Source organism: Colwellia sp. 75C3, assembly GCF_002836255.1.
GTDB lineage: Bacteria > Pseudomonadota > Gammaproteobacteria > Enterobacterales > Alteromonadaceae > Colwellia.
This window is the reverse complement of record NZ_PJAU01000058.1, coordinates 99,009-117,042: the sequence shown is the minus strand read 5'-3', so window position 1 is coordinate 117,042 and position 18,034 is coordinate 99,009. Positions and strand designations below refer to the sequence as shown.

The following is an 18,034-nucleotide window of genomic DNA, read 5'->3' as shown; positions in this document are numbered from 1 at the left end:
CAGAGGCAGAGACTTTTAATTCAATTTCCTTTTTCTTTCTTATTATAAGTCAGTGTTCTCCATTCAAAGGTGCTTGAAGTACCTTTAATTTACCCATCCGCTTGTTCTGGGGTGACATTAATATTCTTTGCTTTATAATATGGCCAAAATTATCGTAACAATCGTAAAATAACGCTTGTTATAAGTTTAATAGAATTGGTATAGGGCAAAAATACATGCGCAGTCTTTATTGTGGTGAGGTAAATGAATCTCACATCGGACAAGAAATAACTTTATGTGGTTGGGTTAACAAACGTCGTGATTTAGGCGCAGTGATCTTTTTAGATTTACGTGACCGTGAAGGCCTTGTACAAGTTGTTTATGATCCAGATTTACCTGAAGTGATTAAAAAAGCGAACACTTTACGTAATGAATTTTGTGTACAAATAAAAGGTAAAGTACGTGCTCGTCCTGAAGGCCAAGTAAATAAAGGCATGAAAACAGGTGGTATTGAAGTATTAGGTTTAGAACTTACCATCTTAAACAAGTCAGCGCCTTTGCCATTAGACTCTAACCAAGTCAACTCTGAAGAACTTCGCCTTAAATACCGCTATTTAGACTTACGTCGTGTTGAAATGACTGAACGTTTACGTTTCCGCGCAAAAGTAACTTCTGCAGTACGTAGTTCATTAGAAAACTTAGGCTTTTTAGATATTGAAACGCCTATTCTAACGGCGGCGACTCCTGAAGGTGCTCGTGATTATTTAGTACCAAGTCGTACCCATAAAGGTCAATTTTTTGCATTGCCACAATCACCACAATTGTTTAAGCAATTGCTAATGATGTCAGGCATGGAACGTTACTATCAAATAGTTAAATGTTTCCGTGATGAAGATTTACGTGCAGACAGACAACCTGAATTCACGCAAATAGATATTGAAACCTCGTTCATGAGTAGTGATCAGGTGATGGAAGTAACGGAAAAGATGATCCGTGAATTATTCCAAACAATGTTGAATGTTGATTTAGGTGAGTTCCCGCGTATGCCTTATTCTGAGGCAATGACGCGTTTTGGTAGTGATAAGCCGGATTTACGTAACCCACTTGAGCTAGTCGATGTTGCTGATATCTTAAAAGATGTTGAATTTAAAGTATTCTCTGGTCCTGCTAACGATGAAAAAGGTCGTGTTGCGGTAATTTGTGTGCCACAAGGCGCAGCTAAATTCTCTCGTAAAGGCTTAGATGAATTAACTAAGTTTGTTGGCATTTACGGCGCTAAAGGCATGCCTTGGTTAAAAGTAAATGATATTGATACGGCTCTTTCAACAGGTCTTGAAGGTCTACAATCACCAATCTTGAAATTCTTATCAAGTGATGAAGCAATCGCATTATTAAAACGTGTTAACGCTAAAACGGGCGATATCATTTTCTTTGGTGCAGACCAATATAATGTTGTTACTGAATCGCTTGGTGCACTTCGTCTTAAACTTGGTGAAGACCTTGCGTTACTTGAAGGTGAATGGAAACCTTTATGGGTTGTTGACTTCCCAATGTTTGAAGAAGTTGATGGCGGCATGCACGCTATTCACCATCCATTTACGGCACCAACAAATTTAACTGCAGAGCAGTTAGAAGCAAATCCTGTTGGCGCTTTATCTGATGCTTATGACATGGTATTAAATGGCTGTGAACTTGGTGGTGGCTCTGTACGTATCCACAATCAAGATATGCAAGCAGCGGTATTTAGAATTTTAGGCATTAGTGATGAAGAAGCAGAAGAGAAATTCGGCTTCTTACTTGAAGCACTACAATATGGTGCGCCGCCACATGCTGGTTTAGCGTTTGGCCTTGACCGTTTAGTCATGTTGATGACAGGTGCTAGTTCAATCCGTGACGTAATGGCTTTCCCAAAAACCAATACCGCGGCTTGTCCATTAACTAATGCGCCGGGTATCGCTAACCCTGAGCAGTTAAAAGAATTAGGCGTTGCTGTTCTTCCTAATGAAAAGAAAGAAGAACCTGCTTCACAAGAGTAATAGATTAACGATTAAATCTAACTAACCAAAGTTTAAAAGCTGGATCCTCGATTAATAGACCACGAGGATGACGAAAAATGGTTAATAGCTCATAAAAAAGCGTATTGAGGGTTTCCCATCAATACGCTTTTTTTATACACTTATACCAATTTCATTAAATTATTACCCACTTTTGCTGGTTAAAATAATCCATGGCCGCGTTGCTTTCAATCCCAATAGCCAGCTATTGCTCAGTCAAGCGCCTTGCCCTGATTTATTTATCCTACGCAAAACAAGATAACAAACTTAATGAAAGTGGCATTAATTGGCTCATATTGGTTAGTTTCTATAATTTTAAGGGTTTAAATGACAATTATTTTAGGTATTGATCCTGGCTCACGTTTTACTGGTTATGGTGTGATAGAGCAGCAGGGGCAAAAATTCACTTACCTTGGTAGTGGCTGTATTAAAGCACTAAGCCAAGGGGAAGATTTCGCTTCACGTTTACAAACTATTTTTGCGGGCGTGTCTGAGTTGATTATTCAATTTAAACCAGATCTGTTTGCTATCGAACAAGTTTTTATGGGCGTAAACCCCGGTGGCGCGTTAAAGCTTGGTCAAGCGCGTGGAGCGGCAATTGTAGCGGCAACTAATACGGGCTTAACTATTGGAGAATACTCAGCAAGACAAATTAAACAAGCGGTAGTGGGTACTGGTGCAGCAGATAAAAGTCAAGTACAGCATATGGTGAAGAGCATTTTAAAGCTACCGGGGACTCCGCAAGCAGATGCTGCAGATGCTTTAGCAGTAGCACTTTGTCATGGTCATAGTCATTCTAGCCTAGCTAAATTAGCAGGGCAGGCCAGTAAAACGGTTAGAGGCCGTTTACGTTAAGTAATACCAATTCCGTTAAATTATTGACCACTTGTACTGGCTAAAATTCTCCATGACGGCGTTGCTTTCAATCCCAATAGCCAGCTATTGGTCAATCAAGCGCCTTGCCCTGAAATATTTTTACTTCGTACAACAAGATCAGAAACTTATCGGAATTGGTATAATTAAAATATTTCACCACCGAGAAGTGAATGAGGCAGGTTATATGCTCCATGCATAACCTAAGTGACCTATATCCATGTAGGCCTCGCTACGCGCTACGCGAAGAAGTGACTTTTAGCCTAAATATGGATTCCTGACAGGACACCTCAGGAATGACAGCCGCATTGTTATACCCAAACCACTCAGACTGTCATTGTCGAGTTGGTTTGTCGGTAATCTATTCTTTTTCTATCTTTACTGTATAAATATATAGTGGTAGTATCTGGGACATTAATAATAGCTCTTGGTACTTGATGTGATTGGTCGTTTACGTGGCATACTTGTCGAAAAAAATTCTCCTGAAATATTAATTGAATGCGGCGGTGTTGGCTATGAAGTCACCATGCCAATGACCAGCATTTATGCTTTACCTGAGCTCGAGCAACAGGCGATCATCTATACTCACTTCGTCGTGCGTGAAGATGCACAGTTACTTTACGGTTTTGCTAATAAAGTTGAGCGTAAATTATTCCGTTTATTGATAAAAGTGAATGGCGTAGGTCCCAAATTGGCGTTAGCTATTTTATCAAACATGTCAGCTGATCAATTTGTCAGTTGTGTTCGTCATGATGATATTACCGCGATTGTAAAAATCCCAGGTGTTGGTAAAAAAACAGCAGAGCGCTTACTTATTGAAATGCGTGACCGATTAAAAGACTGGCAGGCACAACAAATACATTTAGTCAGCGATGATGGCGTAATGCCAGAACAACTTTCTGCGGAATTGAGTATGGACAGTACTTTTATTAGCGATAATAAAGGTGATGCTATTAATGCTTTATTATCACTTGGCTATAAGCAAGTACAAGCAGATAAAGCAGTTAAATCAGTATACAATCGCGGCATGTCTAGCGAAGATATTATTCGAGACGCGTTAAAATCAATGCTTTAATACTCGATAACTCATCAATAAATTAGTCCGATTGCTATCAATAGCTAAAGTATAGGAAAACAAACCATGATTGAAGCAGATCGCTTAATAGAGCCAATTGCCTCGGTAGAAGATGAAAGGGTAGATCGTGCCATTCGTCCTAAAATGCTACAAGATTATACCGGCCAAGAACATGTTAAAGCCCAAATGGAGATATTCATTCCAGCGGCAAAAAATCGTGGCGAACCGTTAGACCACTTACTTATTTTTGGCCCTCCGGGTTTAGGTAAAACCACCTTAGCAAATATCGTTGCCAATGAAATGGGCGTTAATATTCGTACTACTTCAGGACCGGTATTAGAGAAAGCGGGAGATTTAGCTGCACTGCTTACCAATTTAGAAGAAAACGATATTCTTTTTATTGATGAGATCCACCGCTTGAGTCCAGTGGTTGAAGAAATACTCTATCCAGCCATGGAAGATTATCAATTAGATATTATGATCGGTGAAGGACCCGCTGCTCGCTCTATAAAATTAGACTTACCACCATTTACCCTTATCGGTGCTACCACGCGTGCAGGCGCCCTAACGTCACCACTACGTGACCGTTTTGGTATTGTGCAGCGACTCGAGTTTTATAATGTTGCCGAACTATCAAGCATTGTCAGTCGCTCGGCCCATTTTTTGAATTTAACCATAGATGAGCAAGGCGCTTTTGAAGTAGCACGACGTTCACGCGGTACGCCCCGCATTGCCAACCGTTTATTACGCAGAGTACGTGACTATGCCGATATAAAATCCCATGGGGTGGTTAATCAACAAACGGCATCTGCCGCGTTAGATATGTTAGAGGTCGATAGTGAAGGCTTTGATATCATGGATAGGAAGCTACTACATGCCATTATTGACAAGTTTATGGGCGGACCTGTTGGTTTAGATAATGTTGCAGCAGCTATTGGCGAAGAGCGAGAAACCATTGAAGATGTGTTAGAGCCTTTTCTTATTCAACAAGGTTTTTTACAGCGAACACCACGCGGGCGTATTGTTACTGATAGGGCCTACAAGCACTTTGGTTTGACTAAAGAGCAGTCCGAATAATACTAAGAACTAAGGTCTTTATTTAAAGCTATATAGGGATCAGTCTTTGAGCTGTAGGTCTGTCGCTATTTATAATAGCCTTTAAATTATAATTTAAAATAAATCATATACAAAAATGCCAGCATATTGCTGGCATTTTTTGTCTTAAGGGCACGTTTGAAACACGCCGATGGTTAAAGCGCTATTATCGGTGCGGGCGACTCTTCCAGGCTTTAATTGTCTGATAACGCCACATTGCTTGTATAACGAAATAACCCAAGATTGAAAAGATTACTGCAAGTACACCGCAACCAACTAAAAACGCAGGTCCTATGGTTGATAAGCTATCGAGTACCCATTGCCAACTTGCTTGAAAAGCAAAGTCTTGTTCAGGCACCGCTAATATCCAAGTCCCCACTAAATAACAGGCATAAAATATAAAGGGCATAGTCAGTGGATTTGTTATCCAGACTAATGCAATAGAAAGCGGTAGGTTTGCATGTACTATAATAGCAAGACCAGCGGCCAAAACCATTTGAAAGGGTACTGGAATAAAAGCAAAAAATAACCCTACGGCAAAGGCTTTAGCGACAGAATGACGGTTTAAATGCCAAAGGTTAGCATTGTGAAGTAAATTACCAAAAATTTTGAGGTATTTGTTCTCTTTTATCGTTTGATGATCAGGCATCATACGCTTTATGATTTTTTTGGGCATATACTTCTACAGGTCCCTTGACTAAAAGTTAGTGCGTAAATAATTTAGTTAATATATTTACTGAATATAATAACTTGCTAAGTAAAGCAATCAGTAATGTCAGTAAGGTGTTAGCTTGATAAATTCACCGCAATACATAAAAGGATTTTCATCACTATGGATTGGTGGTTACTGACATTTTTTCTTGGTGCTATATTGTCCTTGTTTTTGCCGGAAGTGCCAGCGCTTTTTCAGCTATTTTTACTTTTATGTCTTGGTATTGGCTTCTTTTCACACAAAAAATTACGTGGTAGCTCTGGATTATGCTTTGGAGCTTTGTGGATCTTAACTCAAGCTTACCTCTATCATAGCCAGTTACCAAACACCTTCATCGATCAAATGAAAAAAAAACAGCCATTTATTGTTGAAGGTGAAGTACTTAGCATACAAGTTAAAGCACTTAATATCTCAAATAATATAGCGGTAGCTGCTATTTATCAGAAACCTGATACCACTAAGCGATTTAATTTTATGGTGAGTAAGGTTAATCAGCAACAACTTAAATCCCCTATTGTTATTCGATTAAGTTGGAAAAAATCGAGCGTTGATCTTGCTCAAGGAGAAATACTTAGGTTGAAAGTCAAATTAAAACCAGTCCATGGCTTAGCTAATATAGGTACTTTCAATTACTTAAGTTGGCTCAAAGCACATAACATTGTTGCGACTGGCTATGTGATTAACCCAAGAAAAAAGAAAGGTAATAATAAAAAAAACATTCATAAAAATACCGCTCTAGAAAATGAAGACTTATTCGATATCAAAAGCTTAAAAGGGAATAAATTACTCATAGCAGAACGGTCATTCAGGCAAACGTTACTTCAGCAGTATCAAGGTCTAACGCCAAACCATCAATTTACCCCTATCTTGTTAGCATTAACGTTTGGCGAGCGTAGCTTACTTAATAGTGAACACTGGCGAGTATTACAGGCGACAGGTACGAGTCACCTTATTGCTATTTCTGGTTTACATGTCGGGTTACTTGCCGGCAGTGCCTTTTTCATCGTGATGTTGTTTTTTCAATATTTACCGTTAAGAAACCCTCACTGGCAACGCGTTAACATTCGGTATATTGCTATAGCGGTTAGTGTGTTACTCGCAACGTTATATGCTTATTTAGCGGGATTCTCTCTACCCACCCAACGCGCTTTGGTAATGTTAAATTTGTACTGGTTTAGTCGTTTAGTCGGGATAAAGTTCTCTCCTAAGCGCCTAATCTTAATGACACTATTTTTGTTATTGATTGTTAGTCCTTTTAGCTTATTAACGGCGAGTTTTTGGTTATCTTTTTATGCAGTAGCAATTATTTTTGTAACTTTGTGGCGATTCAATGCATGGTTAGCTAAAGGCTCGGCCGTGTGGCGCTTCTTTAAAGGGCTTTTTATTATTCAAATATCCCTTACTGTTATGTTAATCCCTATTACTGCCTTCTTTTTCCAGAAAATGTCGTTGGTAAGTTTACTGGCGAATATCATTGCTGTGCCTTGGATGAGTACTTTTAGTATTCCTACTGCGCTTTTATCAGTGTTGTTAGTGCCGGTAAGTGAGCCCTTAGCACAATGGTTTATGAGTATTTCCCTGCAATCATTAACTTGGCTTTGGCATTATCTAGATTTTATTAGCATGCTACCTAATGCCATTGTTTCATTATCATTAGCGCAACAGCTGATTGTGTCAATCATAGGTCTTGCTGCCTTTATTATACTTTATCTTGCACCATTTATTTGGAGTAAACGCGTCAAGCAGCGCGCCTTGTTAATAACCAGTTTAGTCCTGAGCATCAACTTATTGATTCAATATTTACCAAGTATGCCTTTTATAACTGCTTATTTTCGCCCACAGTTAGAGCATTGGAATAGGGGGCATGTTAACGACCAAAAATATAAAAATGTTATCTCATGGCAAATTGTCTTTTTTGATGTCGGTCAGGGCCTATCGGTGTTAGTGAAAAAAAATAACCATGCCATTTTATATGATACCGGAGCCGCTTATCCTAGCGGTTTTACCCTTAGTGAAGCGGTGATACTGCCTTATTTACGATATTCAGCCATTGATAGGCTCGATAAGGTGATATTGAGTCACAGTGATAATGATCACGCGGGCGGCATTAAAGCCTTAATAGCCAATATAGCTATTGATGAAATAATCAGTAATGATAAAAATATCGTAAACTCAAGTAAGGTTATTTCAACTAAAACAATGGTAAGTTCGCGTCAAGTCCCCATTAATGATTGCAACCCAGCACAGAGTTTCTCTTGGCAAGGGTTACGCTTCGATATCTTATGGCCTTTACCTTCACTTATAGCAAGATTCGATGAACCCGCGGATGAAATGACGCATAGCACAAAGCAAAAGAATGATGATTCATGTGTCATTTTAATAAGTGATCAGCAGGGACATAAATTGCTTTTAACGGGTGATATCTCCGCTAAAGTCGAGCAGCAGTTGTTAGCACTTTATCCTGTGCTCAGTGTTGATATATTACAAGTACCTCACCATGGTTCTAAAACATCATCTAGCCAGGATTTTCTGAATCAATTGTCACCTAACATTGCTGTAGTCAGTGCTGGTTATTTAAATCGTTGGAAAATGCCGGTAGCCGTTGTTAAACAGCGCTACCTTGATGGTAATATTACTTTATTAAACAGTGCTGAACTGGGACAAGTTATAATAACAATTGATGAGGAGGGAATAACTACACAAAGTTATGTTGAGGATTTAAGGCCTTTTTGGTTTAGCCACTAGTCTTTTTAGCTATTACTTTAGTTGAGAACTCGTTTATAGCGTGGCTCTGGATACTGTATTTCGGTCAACATATTATTAACCAACTCACTTTGATCTTGTTTTGGTTATAGTTTTTGTTGGTTGTCTCGCCAATTCACGGTAAAATACTATTATAGACACTGTAAACATGATCAAAGTACGCTTGATAGCGTATGTATTGTTAATGTTTTATCAATTTCTCCTAAGCCAATTTACATACCCGAGTAATCATAACTAATGGCATTATCTTCAACAAAAAGCGCATTACCTTCTTCTGACTTATCGAATGCAACCACATGGCAAAACTTTAAACGACTGGTTAGTTACGCTAAGCCTTATAAAATCGGCATGATCGCCGCAATCTTCGGCATGCTTGGTTATGCGGCGATTGATATATATTTTTTATCAAAATTAAAACCTCTTGTTGATGAGGGGCTCGCGGGGGAAAATACTGATTTTATGAAATGGGCACCAGTCTTTATTGTTGCAGCGTTTATTATTCGCGGAATAGCCCATTTTGTCGCCAATTATTGTCTTGCTTGGGTCGGTAATAATGTTGTCTCTGACTTAAGACAAAAACTTTTTGAACATATTATGTCAATGCCGGTAGCTTTTCATGATCAACAATCAACCGGCTCACTTATTTCAAAAATCACCTTTGATACTGAGCAAGTATTAAATTCAGTCAGTAAGTCTATTTTAGTCATGGTGAGAGAAAGTGCTTTTGTTTTAGGATTACTCGGTTTGATGTTTTATTACAGCTGGCAATTATCCTTGATTTTTCTATTAATAACGCCTGTTATTGCTGCCATTGTTAGTGTGGTATCAAAGCGGTTTCGCAAAGTAAGCAAAAATATTCAAGGTGCTATGGGGGAAGTCACCACAGCAGTGGAGCAAACCTTTAATGGCCATAAAGTTGTGTTGACTTTTGGTGGTCAACAACGCGAATTTTCCCGTTTTGCTAAAATTAACAAAAATAATCGCCAGCAGCGTATGAAAATGCAGGCTACAAAGGCCGCAAGTGTGCCTATTATACAAGTGATAGCCTCATTTGCTTTAGCTTTTGTTTTTTACGCGATCACTTCAGATACCTTAAGTGATGCTATCTCAGCTGGTACATTTGTCAGTGTTATTACTTACATGACTATGTTGTTAAGACCGTTAAAAATGCTGACTAATGTTAATAGCGAGTTTCAACAGGGTATGGCGGCTTGTGTCAGTATCTTTTCCATACTCGATCATGAAAAAGAAAAAGATAACGGTGACATGAAAATTGAGAGAGCTTCAGGGGCTTTATCTTTCAAACATGTAGATTTTTCTTATGCAAAGAGCGATACAACATCAAGTGATACCACGCAAGAAGCTAAACTCGCGTTAAGTGATCTCACTTTTGACTTAGCACCAGGCGAAACCGTGGCGTTAGTTGGACGTTCAGGCAGTGGTAAATCAACGGCAAGCTCATTATTACTACGTTTTTATGATGCCACGTCCGGTGAGATATTGATTGATGATATTAATATTGAAGAATTTGAATTAAAAGATTTACGTAAGCAGTTTTCTTATGTATCTCAGCAGGTTGTCTTATTTAATGATACGTTGGCTAATAATATAGCGTACGGTAAACCTGAAGCAACTGAAGCTGAAATTATTGCTGCAGCTAAAAGTGCCCATGTGATGGAATTTGCTGAAAATATGGAGCAAGGTCTTGAAACTAATATCGGTGAAAATGGTGCTTTACTGTCAGGCGGCCAACGTCAACGAGTCGCTATTGCTCGAGCCTTGTTATGTGATACACCATTTCTGATTTTAGATGAAGCGACCAGTGCATTAGATACGGAATCCGAGCGACATATTCAAGATGCGCTGCAAACATTACAACAAAACCGTACTTCTATTGTGATTGCGCATCGGTTATCGACCATCGAGAGTGCCGATAAAATAATTGTTATGGACCAAGGTAAAATTGTTGAACAAGGCAGTCATCAAAGTTTACTCGCCAAACAAGGCGCTTATGCCCAATTACATAACTTCCAATTTGAATAAGGAAGTTAAAATATGCGCTTAATTGAAAAGGTCTGGTTTAACAATCACCCCGCTAAGTGGCTATTGCTACCTATGTTATTGCCTTTATCAGCTGTTTTTTGGCTGCTTAGCTCACTAAGGCGTCTCAGTTTTAAATTCGGCTTATCAAAATCATATAATGTAAGTAAGCCTGTCATTGTGGTAGGTAATATCGGTGTTGGCGGTAATGGCAAAACCCCTATTGTAATTTACTTGGTTGAACTGACTCGTTCATTGGGTTTAACGCCAGGTGTTATTTCTCGAGGTTATGGCGGACAAGCGCCGCATTATCCTTATTTAGTCAATAACGATTCAACCACATTCGCCGCAGGTGATGAACCGATACTTATTCAACAACGTTGTCAGGTACCTGTTGCTGTGGGTAGTGATCGCATTGCTAGTGCAGAGCTATTGATTTCCCAAGGCTGCAATATCATTATTAGTGATGATGGTTTACAGCATTATCGCTTACAGCGTGATTTAGAACTTATTATTGTTGATGGGAAACGTTTATTTGGTAACGGCTTGTTATTGCCCGCTGGACCGTTAAGAGAAGGACAGTGGCGTTTACCTAAAAGTGATTTGGTTATCTATAACGGGCAAGGCTTTAATGATAAAGAAGCCAAAGACACTCCAAAATCATCAAATCTAAGCTTACATATGTCATTGGCGGCTACAGAAGTGTGTAACTTACTTACCAACGAGCGCATTAACTTAACTGATTTTATTATGATTAATTCTTCAGTTAATGCTATTGCAGGCATTGGCGCGCCGCAACGCTTTTTCGATACCTTGACTGTAAATAAACTAAAAGTAATTAATCAACAAAGTTTTGTTGATCATCATAGTTTTACCCTTGCTGATTTCAGCGCTTTTGATGATAATATACCGTTATTAATGACTGAAAAAGACGCGGTTAAATGCCGTGCTTTTTGTAAAGCCAACTGGTGGTACTTACCTGTTGATGCGACTTTTAGTCAAGTAGAGCAACAAATATTGCAAGATAAAATTAAAGCCGCCAGTTAGCGTGGCATTGATAAAATATAACTAAACATATAACTAAACAGTTAACTAATAAATAACCAGTGAGAAACCATCATGGCCTTCGATACAAAATTAATGGAAATCCTTGCCTGCCCAGTATGTAAAGGTAAGTTAGATTACGATAAAGAAGCGAAAGAGCTGATTTGTAATTTTGATAGACTTGCCTACCGCATAGAAAAAGATATTCCAGTGCTACTCGAAGGAGAAGCACGAGAGCTTAACGTTAGCCAGTCAACTGAGCAGGGTAGCTAATTATGTCTGTTAGTGGCAGTCCAGCAATAGACAAAGCAGTAAGCGACAAATCGACAGGTGATACAAGCTTTGTTGTTGTTATTCCTGCTAGATTTCAATCATCACGTTTACCCGGTAAAGTTTTAGCCGATATTAATGGTAAGTCGATGATCCAATGGGTTGTTGAAAAAGCACTGCTAAGTGGTGCGCGCCAAGTCATTGTTGCTACAGATAATGATGAAGTCGCTGCTGTAGTTAGTAGCTTTGGCGCAGAGGTTTGTAAAACACGTTCAGATCATCAATCAGGTACTGAACGCCTGGCAGAAGTGATGGAACAATATCAATTCAGTGATGATGAAATTATTGTTAATGTACAAGGTGATGAACCCTTTATTCCACCAGAAAACATTGCTCAAGTAGCCAATAACTTAGCCAATCAACAACAAAATAATCGTGTAGCGCGCATGTCGACTTTGGCTATTAATATTGACTCTGTTGATGAAGCTTTTAATCCCAATGCAGTTAAAGTGATACTTGATAAAGATGGTTATGCCTTATATTTTTCACGGGCTACTATTCCTTATGATAGAGAACGCTTTTTAAATGAGAATGCCAATACGGAAGAAAATATTCGTGCAATAGGTGATTTTTACTTAAGACATGTCGGCATTTATGCCTACCGCGCAGGCTTTATCAAAGACTATGTTAATTGGCCAACAAGTGAATTAGAACAAGTTGAAGCACTTGAACAGCTAAGAGTTTTATACCAAGGTGAGAGAATTCACGTAGCAGTAGCAAATAGTCATGTGCCAGTTGAAGGCGTTGATACCCCAGAAGATTTAGCTAAAGCAAGGGCATATGCTGCCAGTTTAACGTGATGTGCGTTTATCGGTAATAGTTTTTATGTCTAAACCTATATGATTTTCCTCATAAAATCATATAGGTATTTTGATTTTCAAAGCAATAACAATTTCGACTTTATTAATCTGAACACTAAGTTAAACGATAACTTATAGTACTGAAGAAAAGGTATATTGATCACGACCATTTTCTTTTGATTTATACAAAGCAGAATCAGCTTGTTTTATTAGCGTACCTGGATGTACATTAGGTAAAATATTCAGCGTTGCTATACCTATGCTAATGGTGACATGTTCGGCAGTGTTTGAAAACTGATGAGGAATTGCTAAATCCTTAATTTTTTTCATACAACGTTGGGCAAGCCTTTCCACTGTGTTTTGATCTGACGTTGTCATTAAAATAACAAACTCCTCACCGCCATAACGAGCGACAAAATCATTTTTACGCGCCACTACAGAACTTAACGCTTGAGCAATTAATTTTATGCATGAATCCCCTTCGGGATGTCCATAATTATCGTTATAGGCTTTAAAGTGATCTATATCTATCATCATCAATGTTAATGAGCCAAATTCACGGGAAGCACTACTCCATTCTTTATCTAAGGTGCTATCAAATTCACGTCGATTAAAAATACCGGTAAGACCATCTTTAATCGCCAATAACTGCAACTCTTGGGTACGTTCTGCTACTTTATTTTCTAGCGTTTCATAATGGCGTGCATTAATTAAAGAAACAGCCGCTTGTGCTGAAATAAGCTCAACGGTATCTTTATGTTTTTTAGTGAAAGCGTGTTCTGTGAGGCTATTTTCTAGATAGACGATAGCGATTAATCGACCTTGGGCAGTAATAGGTAAACATAAGACCGATTTCGGATTATTTATCCGTAAGTAACTGTCATTAATAAATCGAGGATCTTCAGCAGGATTATCTATGAGCAAAGTTTTCATCGTTTTTTGTGTATAACGAATTAAGGTATCAGGTAATAAGGGGGGCTCTGCTGTATCAACGTCATCAAGGTTGATGTTATGTAATTGGCTCTCAATAGAGGAAGATAAATTATTGATATAACCTACTATTTCCACTGTCAATTGCGCTTCTTCATTTATGATAATCGCGCCATGTTGAGCGCCTGCGTTCTCCATCAGTACACTCATCATTTTTTCTAATAATGAATTGACATAAATTTCTTCCGATAAAAGTTGATTGGCTTTTAGCAGTGAGTGTAAATCAATAGATTGAGTTTTATCGGTGACAGTATTCTGTATTGAATTTTGTAAACTGCCTCCAAATGGAACAGTACCACTGATTAAATTGAAACGTTGTTGCGGCCATTGCGCTTCTAACTGAGTGCATTTTGCTACAGCTCCCCAGCGAGCATAAAGATAATAGGCATCCTTAATACAATTCGCAGCGATTCGTTTTTGTCCTAAATCAGCCCAATATTTTGCATAACGCTCGTTAATCAGCGCTTCACAATGAATAAAGTTGGCTATTTCAACAGCATCAAGGGCTTGAGCGTAAAATTCTGTCGCTAGGGCATGTTGTGCTTTTACCCTGGCTATTTCTGCAGCGATTAATAAATATTTATGTGAATAGTTGCTGGAACTATTAACGGACCATGCTTGAAACTGGTCACAAATTTCTTGTGCTTTGGCCAAGTCATCTTTGGCATTTGTAACCTTGCCATTTGTATCGCAATCAATGTTATCCAATAAAATTAATGCCACATAAAACAAGCTCTCTGTCATTATTGGACTATCAGGTAGAAACATGCAGACAACATCAATATTTTTAATGCATTGTGCTTGTAATACTTTGTCATTCATCAGATAAGAAAAACGCAGCGTTGCAAAAGTATAAAAAGCCATATCCATAGAAGGTGCATGGAAATCGTTATTAAAATATTGACCGACGTTAAAGGATTCAGTGTTTAAAGAGCTAATACCGGTACCTGAGGAAGGAGGTGATAGCGTTTTTCCTTGTAAGGCTAATAACGATTGATAAGCGCCTAATAATACAAAGTTTATTGTTGCAGGTTGTTGTTTTTTATTTAAAAAAGCTAAGCCATACTCAATATCTTTTTGTAATTCGTCTAACTGAACGCCTTTAATAAACTTGTTACAGGCTTTAAATAAAACGCAGTAGCCAGCGAAAACAAGGTTGGTACCTTCTTCTCCCCAAGCGATAACTTGCTCTTGAAAGACATAGGTATTTTCAATTGGCTCACACCAATGTTGATAGCTTGAAGCAAAGTACTGATAAATGGTTGCACGGTGATACTTACTTTCCCATAAGTCTGAAACACTTTTAGCCAATTTACTCATTTGGTAACAAGCAGGGTACTTTTCACCCATCATCGACATGGCTGTGGCGTAGGCAGCATAACCAATCGAACTAAGTTCACATTGCCCATACTCTAAAGTAAGTTGCACCATATGACATGCGTTATTAGCGTATGAACGAGCGCAACCTGATAAATATAGAGCGGGTGCTAAAGCATTGTGTATTTCCATCCGCAGTAAACAATGCTCATCTGTCATTTTATCTGCGACTAATAATTGTTCATCGGTATATTGATTACGAAATTTTTGTGTGGCGGTAAAAGTAGCGACTAATTGCTTTTCGGCTTCAGTTTCATTTAAGGGGAAGTCAACATTCAAGGTGGCTAAGCCGCTCATCAAAACTGCTATTGCATCAGGAAAACTTCCGCGTGATTGGAATTGGTCTGCTTGTACTAAAATTAGCGCCACTTTTTCCACATTTGTTGGAGCACTGTTAACATTCTTAAGGTATAAATCGCGTGCGGTATCAATGTTTCCAGCTAAGAACTCAGCTTCTATTAACCCTTTTACTATGGCTAACGTGTGCTGTGGATCATTTTCCCATGCATTAATCGCTAAATGTTGCATCGCAATGCGCAGATAACTGGCTGCTGCATCATAATTGGCGGCACTTTTGCTTTTTAATCCTGCTCTCAAATTTAACGTGACGATTTGTTTTAATTCATCAGGTTTATCGATGATATTGATGGCGCCATTAAGTACATTGAGTAATGTAAAAAGGTTAACCTCTAATTCTTCTTCAGTTATAGTCTCTAGCCAATGTTTACCTATATGCCATAATAATTTTTCACGACCTGCTTCAGGTGTTAATTGGTAAGCAGCTTGTTGAACTTTATCGTGTAAAAAACAATAGTGAGATTGACTTAAGCTCGATTCGTTATCGATAAATTGATAGTACTCATCTTGCGGTAATATGAATCCCGCCTCGAGGAGAGGCCACAGCGTTTTGGCGGTTGTGGTGGTATCGTATTTACACGCGGATGATAATTGGTGGAGACTAAAACTATGGCCGAGGTGAGCTGCTATAGACGCGAGTGACTGTGTTTCACTCTTAAGTTGTCTAAATTTTTCAATCATTAAATCAACAACATTATCGGTCATTGAGTGTTTATTTATTTCATCAATACACCACTGCCATATTCCTGTTTTATGGTTGTAGTTAATGCCATCTTCTTGATAAATAGTTAATAAGAATTGCTTTAGGAAAAATGGATTACCTTGTGTTTTTTTGAAGCATAACTTAGCTAACGCCGATACATCATCAAAATCACATTGTAGTGTACTACGTAGTAATTGCTGAACATGCTCTAGCTTGAGCGGAAGAAGGTGTATTTTGGTTAATGCATTTGCTTGCTCTATTTTTTGTAAGGCAAGAGTAAGTGGATGCGCTTCATCAACTTCATTATCGCGGTAAGCACCAATAACATATAAGCCATTCTTATTACTATCATTTACTTGTTGTTGTAATAGGGTCAATGTGGGCATATCAACCCACTGCAAGTCATCAAGAAATATAACCAGTGGTTGCTCTTTAGAGTACAGCACACTGACAAAATCAATAAAGACCATATTTAATCGCATTTCAGCTTCAGCGGGTGGTAATACTGTTAGTGGGGAAGCAGGACCGATAATTAGTTCGAGATCGGGTAATAATTCAGTAATAATGGCAGCATTATTACCAAGCGCCACTTGTAACTTAGTGCGCCATTGGTTGAGCTTTTCACTGCTTTCACTTAATAAATTTTGTAATAACTGTTGCAACGCTTCAATTAAGACTAAAAAAGGTTGTCCACGGTTGTATTGATCACATTTACCCATGATAAATAAACCATCTGTGGCGATTATGTTTTTTTGCAATTCATGTACTAGCGCTGATTTACCTACACCAGAATAACCAGTAACCATAGCTAATTCAGAGTGTCCTGTGCAGGCGCGATTATATGCTGCTAAAATAATCGCCAATTCATTTTCACGGCCGTAAAGTTCATTTGAGACATTAAAATAAAGAGATACATCTGATACGGCTAAAATGAAGTGTTCAATAGCGTTGTTTTCTTGCCATTGCATGAAACATTTATCTAAATCATCTTGTAAACCATAGGTACTTTGGTAACGATTCTCTGGCGACTTATCCATGAGCTTACTGATTATTGACGAAATTACCGATGGAACACCATGTTTTAACTCAGTTAAAGGCTCGGGTGTTCGAGCAATATGAGAGTGTAATAAAGTCATCGCGTTTTGCGAAGTAAAGGGTAAATGCCCGCTGAAAAGTTCATAAAGCGTGACACCTAGCGAATAAAAATCGCTGCGATAATCTACTGGTATGTTGGTACGTCCTGTTTGCTCAGGTGAAATATATTCAAATTTCCCCCATAGATCATGATTAAGTAATTTTATTTGTTTATGTCTAAGACGAGTGGCTAAAGCAAAATCGCACAATTTTAATTGCATTGTAGCGGGATCGATTAAAATATTACTTGGGTTTATGTCTCTATGGATTAATTGTAAACGGTGCACATCCGCTAAGGCGGAAGTCAACTGGCAAGCGATATGTAAACGCTGGCTAAATGTTAGTTCGTTTGTTGCTATCAGCTTACTTAACGTTGTTGACGAAAAATCTTCTAGTACCAATATATGGCTGTTTTGATGTCGCTTTAAAGCGTGTGCTTTAATTACCCATTTTGAATCGATAGCGCGTAAAATTCTAAATTCATTTTTCCAACGAGAGTCTAGTTCTACCGAGGGATAATCAGTATTTTGGTATTTAATAATAACGGTTGGCTTTTCAGATGTTTTATTAGCAAACTCAGTATTGTTAGGGATAACACGTGCGACAACAGTATCTTCGTAGGAATAGAGTATATTTTTTATTTCACATTGGGATAAATTCATTAAGACTAGTAACCTTTAATTACAGCACTACACAGTCGATTTAATT

Annotated in this window: 11 protein-coding genes; 9 read left to right on the top strand and 2 right to left on the bottom strand. The window is 38.4% G+C overall.

Translation table 11 applies throughout. The annotated features are described in order from the left end of the window. The first annotated feature begins 215 nt into the window (after nt 1–215). The 4 genes from aspS (at nt 216) to ruvB (ending at nt 5,058) form a co-directional block, all read left to right on the top strand. A complete protein-coding gene (aspS, locus tag CXF85_RS17355; RefSeq protein ID WP_101229904.1) occupies nt 216–2,015 on the top strand; it encodes an aspartate--tRNA ligase in 1,800 nt (599 codons plus the stop codon). A 345-nt stretch (nt 2,016–2,360) separates the two neighbouring features. Continuing rightward, nucleotides 2,361–2,888, top strand: a complete 528-nt coding sequence (ruvC, locus tag CXF85_RS17350; RefSeq protein ID WP_101229903.1) for a crossover junction endodeoxyribonuclease RuvC — start codon at nt 2,361–2,363, stop codon at nt 2,886–2,888. A 457-nt stretch (nt 2,889–3,345) separates the two neighbouring features. After that, entirely contained in the window at nt 3,346–3,981 is a 636-nt protein-coding gene (ruvA, locus tag CXF85_RS17345) for a Holliday junction branch migration protein RuvA (RefSeq protein WP_101229902.1), read from the top strand. Between the two features lie 66 nt (nt 3,982–4,047). Further along, nucleotides 4,048–5,058, top strand: a complete 1,011-nt coding sequence (gene ruvB / locus CXF85_RS17340; protein WP_101229901.1) for a Holliday junction branch migration DNA helicase RuvB — start codon at nt 4,048–4,050, stop codon at nt 5,056–5,058. Between the two features lie 184 nt (nt 5,059–5,242). Here the strand turns inward: ruvB and CXF85_RS17335 are convergent, their stop codons facing one another. Further along, entirely contained in the window at nt 5,243–5,752 is a 510-nt protein-coding gene (locus tag CXF85_RS17335; protein WP_101229900.1) for a DUF2062 domain-containing protein, read from the bottom strand. A 156-nt stretch (nt 5,753–5,908) separates the two neighbouring features. On the opposite strand from CXF85_RS17335, the gene CXF85_RS17330 reads away from it, so the two are divergent. From CXF85_RS17330 to kdsB, 5 genes are all read left to right on the top strand, one after another. Then, the gene (locus CXF85_RS17330) at nt 5,909–8,533 is read left to right on the top strand and encodes a DNA internalization-related competence protein ComEC/Rec2 (protein ID WP_101229899.1); all 2,625 of its coding nucleotides are present in this window, start codon (nt 5,909–5,911) and stop codon (nt 8,531–8,533) included. Nucleotides 8,534–8,788: 255 nt separating this feature from the next. Further along, a complete protein-coding gene (gene msbA, locus CXF85_RS17325; RefSeq protein WP_101229898.1) occupies nt 8,789–10,594 on the top strand; it encodes a lipid A export permease/ATP-binding protein MsbA in 1,806 nt (601 codons plus the stop codon). Nucleotides 10,595–10,606: 12 nt separating this feature from the next. Next, nucleotides 10,607–11,638 carry a tetraacyldisaccharide 4'-kinase gene (lpxK, locus tag CXF85_RS17320; protein WP_101229897.1) on the top strand — a complete coding sequence of 344 codons (1,032 nt, stop codon included), beginning with the start codon at nt 10,607–10,609 and terminating at the stop codon, nt 11,636–11,638. Between the two features lie 72 nt (nt 11,639–11,710). Further along, complete coding sequence (locus CXF85_RS17315) at nt 11,711–11,908, top strand: Trm112 family protein (protein ID WP_101229896.1); 198 nt, start codon at nt 11,711–11,713, stop codon at nt 11,906–11,908. Between the two features lie 2 nt (nt 11,909–11,910). Further along, entirely contained in the window at nt 11,911–12,765 is an 855-nt protein-coding gene (gene kdsB, locus CXF85_RS17310; protein WP_232771248.1) for a 3-deoxy-manno-octulosonate cytidylyltransferase, read from the top strand. Between the two features lie 132 nt (nt 12,766–12,897). Here the strand turns inward: kdsB and CXF85_RS17305 are convergent, their stop codons facing one another. Next, on the bottom strand, nt 12,898–17,988 hold the full coding sequence (locus CXF85_RS17305; protein WP_101229895.1) for a diguanylate cyclase domain-containing protein: 5,091 nt from the start codon (nt 17,986–17,988) through the stop codon (nt 12,898–12,900). Between the last annotated feature and the right edge of the window lie 46 nt (nt 17,989–18,034).

Coding starts and splice junctions, on each gene's coding strand:
- aspS (WP_101229904.1), top strand. CDS start 216: ATGCGCAGTCTTTATTGTGGTGAGGTAAATGAATCTCACATCGGACAA.
- ruvC (WP_101229903.1), top strand. CDS start 2,361: ATGACAATTATTTTAGGTATTGATCCTGGCTCACGTTTTACTGGTTAT.
- ruvB (WP_101229901.1), top strand. CDS start 4,048: ATGATTGAAGCAGATCGCTTAATAGAGCCAATTGCCTCGGTAGAAGAT.
- CXF85_RS17335 (WP_101229900.1), bottom strand. CDS start 5,752: ATGCCCAAAAAAATCATAAAGCGTATGATGCCTGATCATCAAACGATA.
- CXF85_RS17330 (WP_101229899.1), top strand. CDS start 5,909: ATGGATTGGTGGTTACTGACATTTTTTCTTGGTGCTATATTGTCCTTG.
- msbA (WP_101229898.1), top strand. CDS start 8,789: ATGGCATTATCTTCAACAAAAAGCGCATTACCTTCTTCTGACTTATCG.
- lpxK (WP_101229897.1), top strand. CDS start 10,607: ATGCGCTTAATTGAAAAGGTCTGGTTTAACAATCACCCCGCTAAGTGG.
- CXF85_RS17315 (WP_101229896.1), top strand. CDS start 11,711: ATGGCCTTCGATACAAAATTAATGGAAATCCTTGCCTGCCCAGTATGT.
- kdsB (WP_232771248.1), top strand. CDS start 11,911: ATGTCTGTTAGTGGCAGTCCAGCAATAGACAAAGCAGTAAGCGACAAA.
- CXF85_RS17305 (WP_101229895.1), bottom strand. CDS start 17,988: ATGAATTTATCCCAATGTGAAATAAAAAATATACTCTATTCCTACGAA.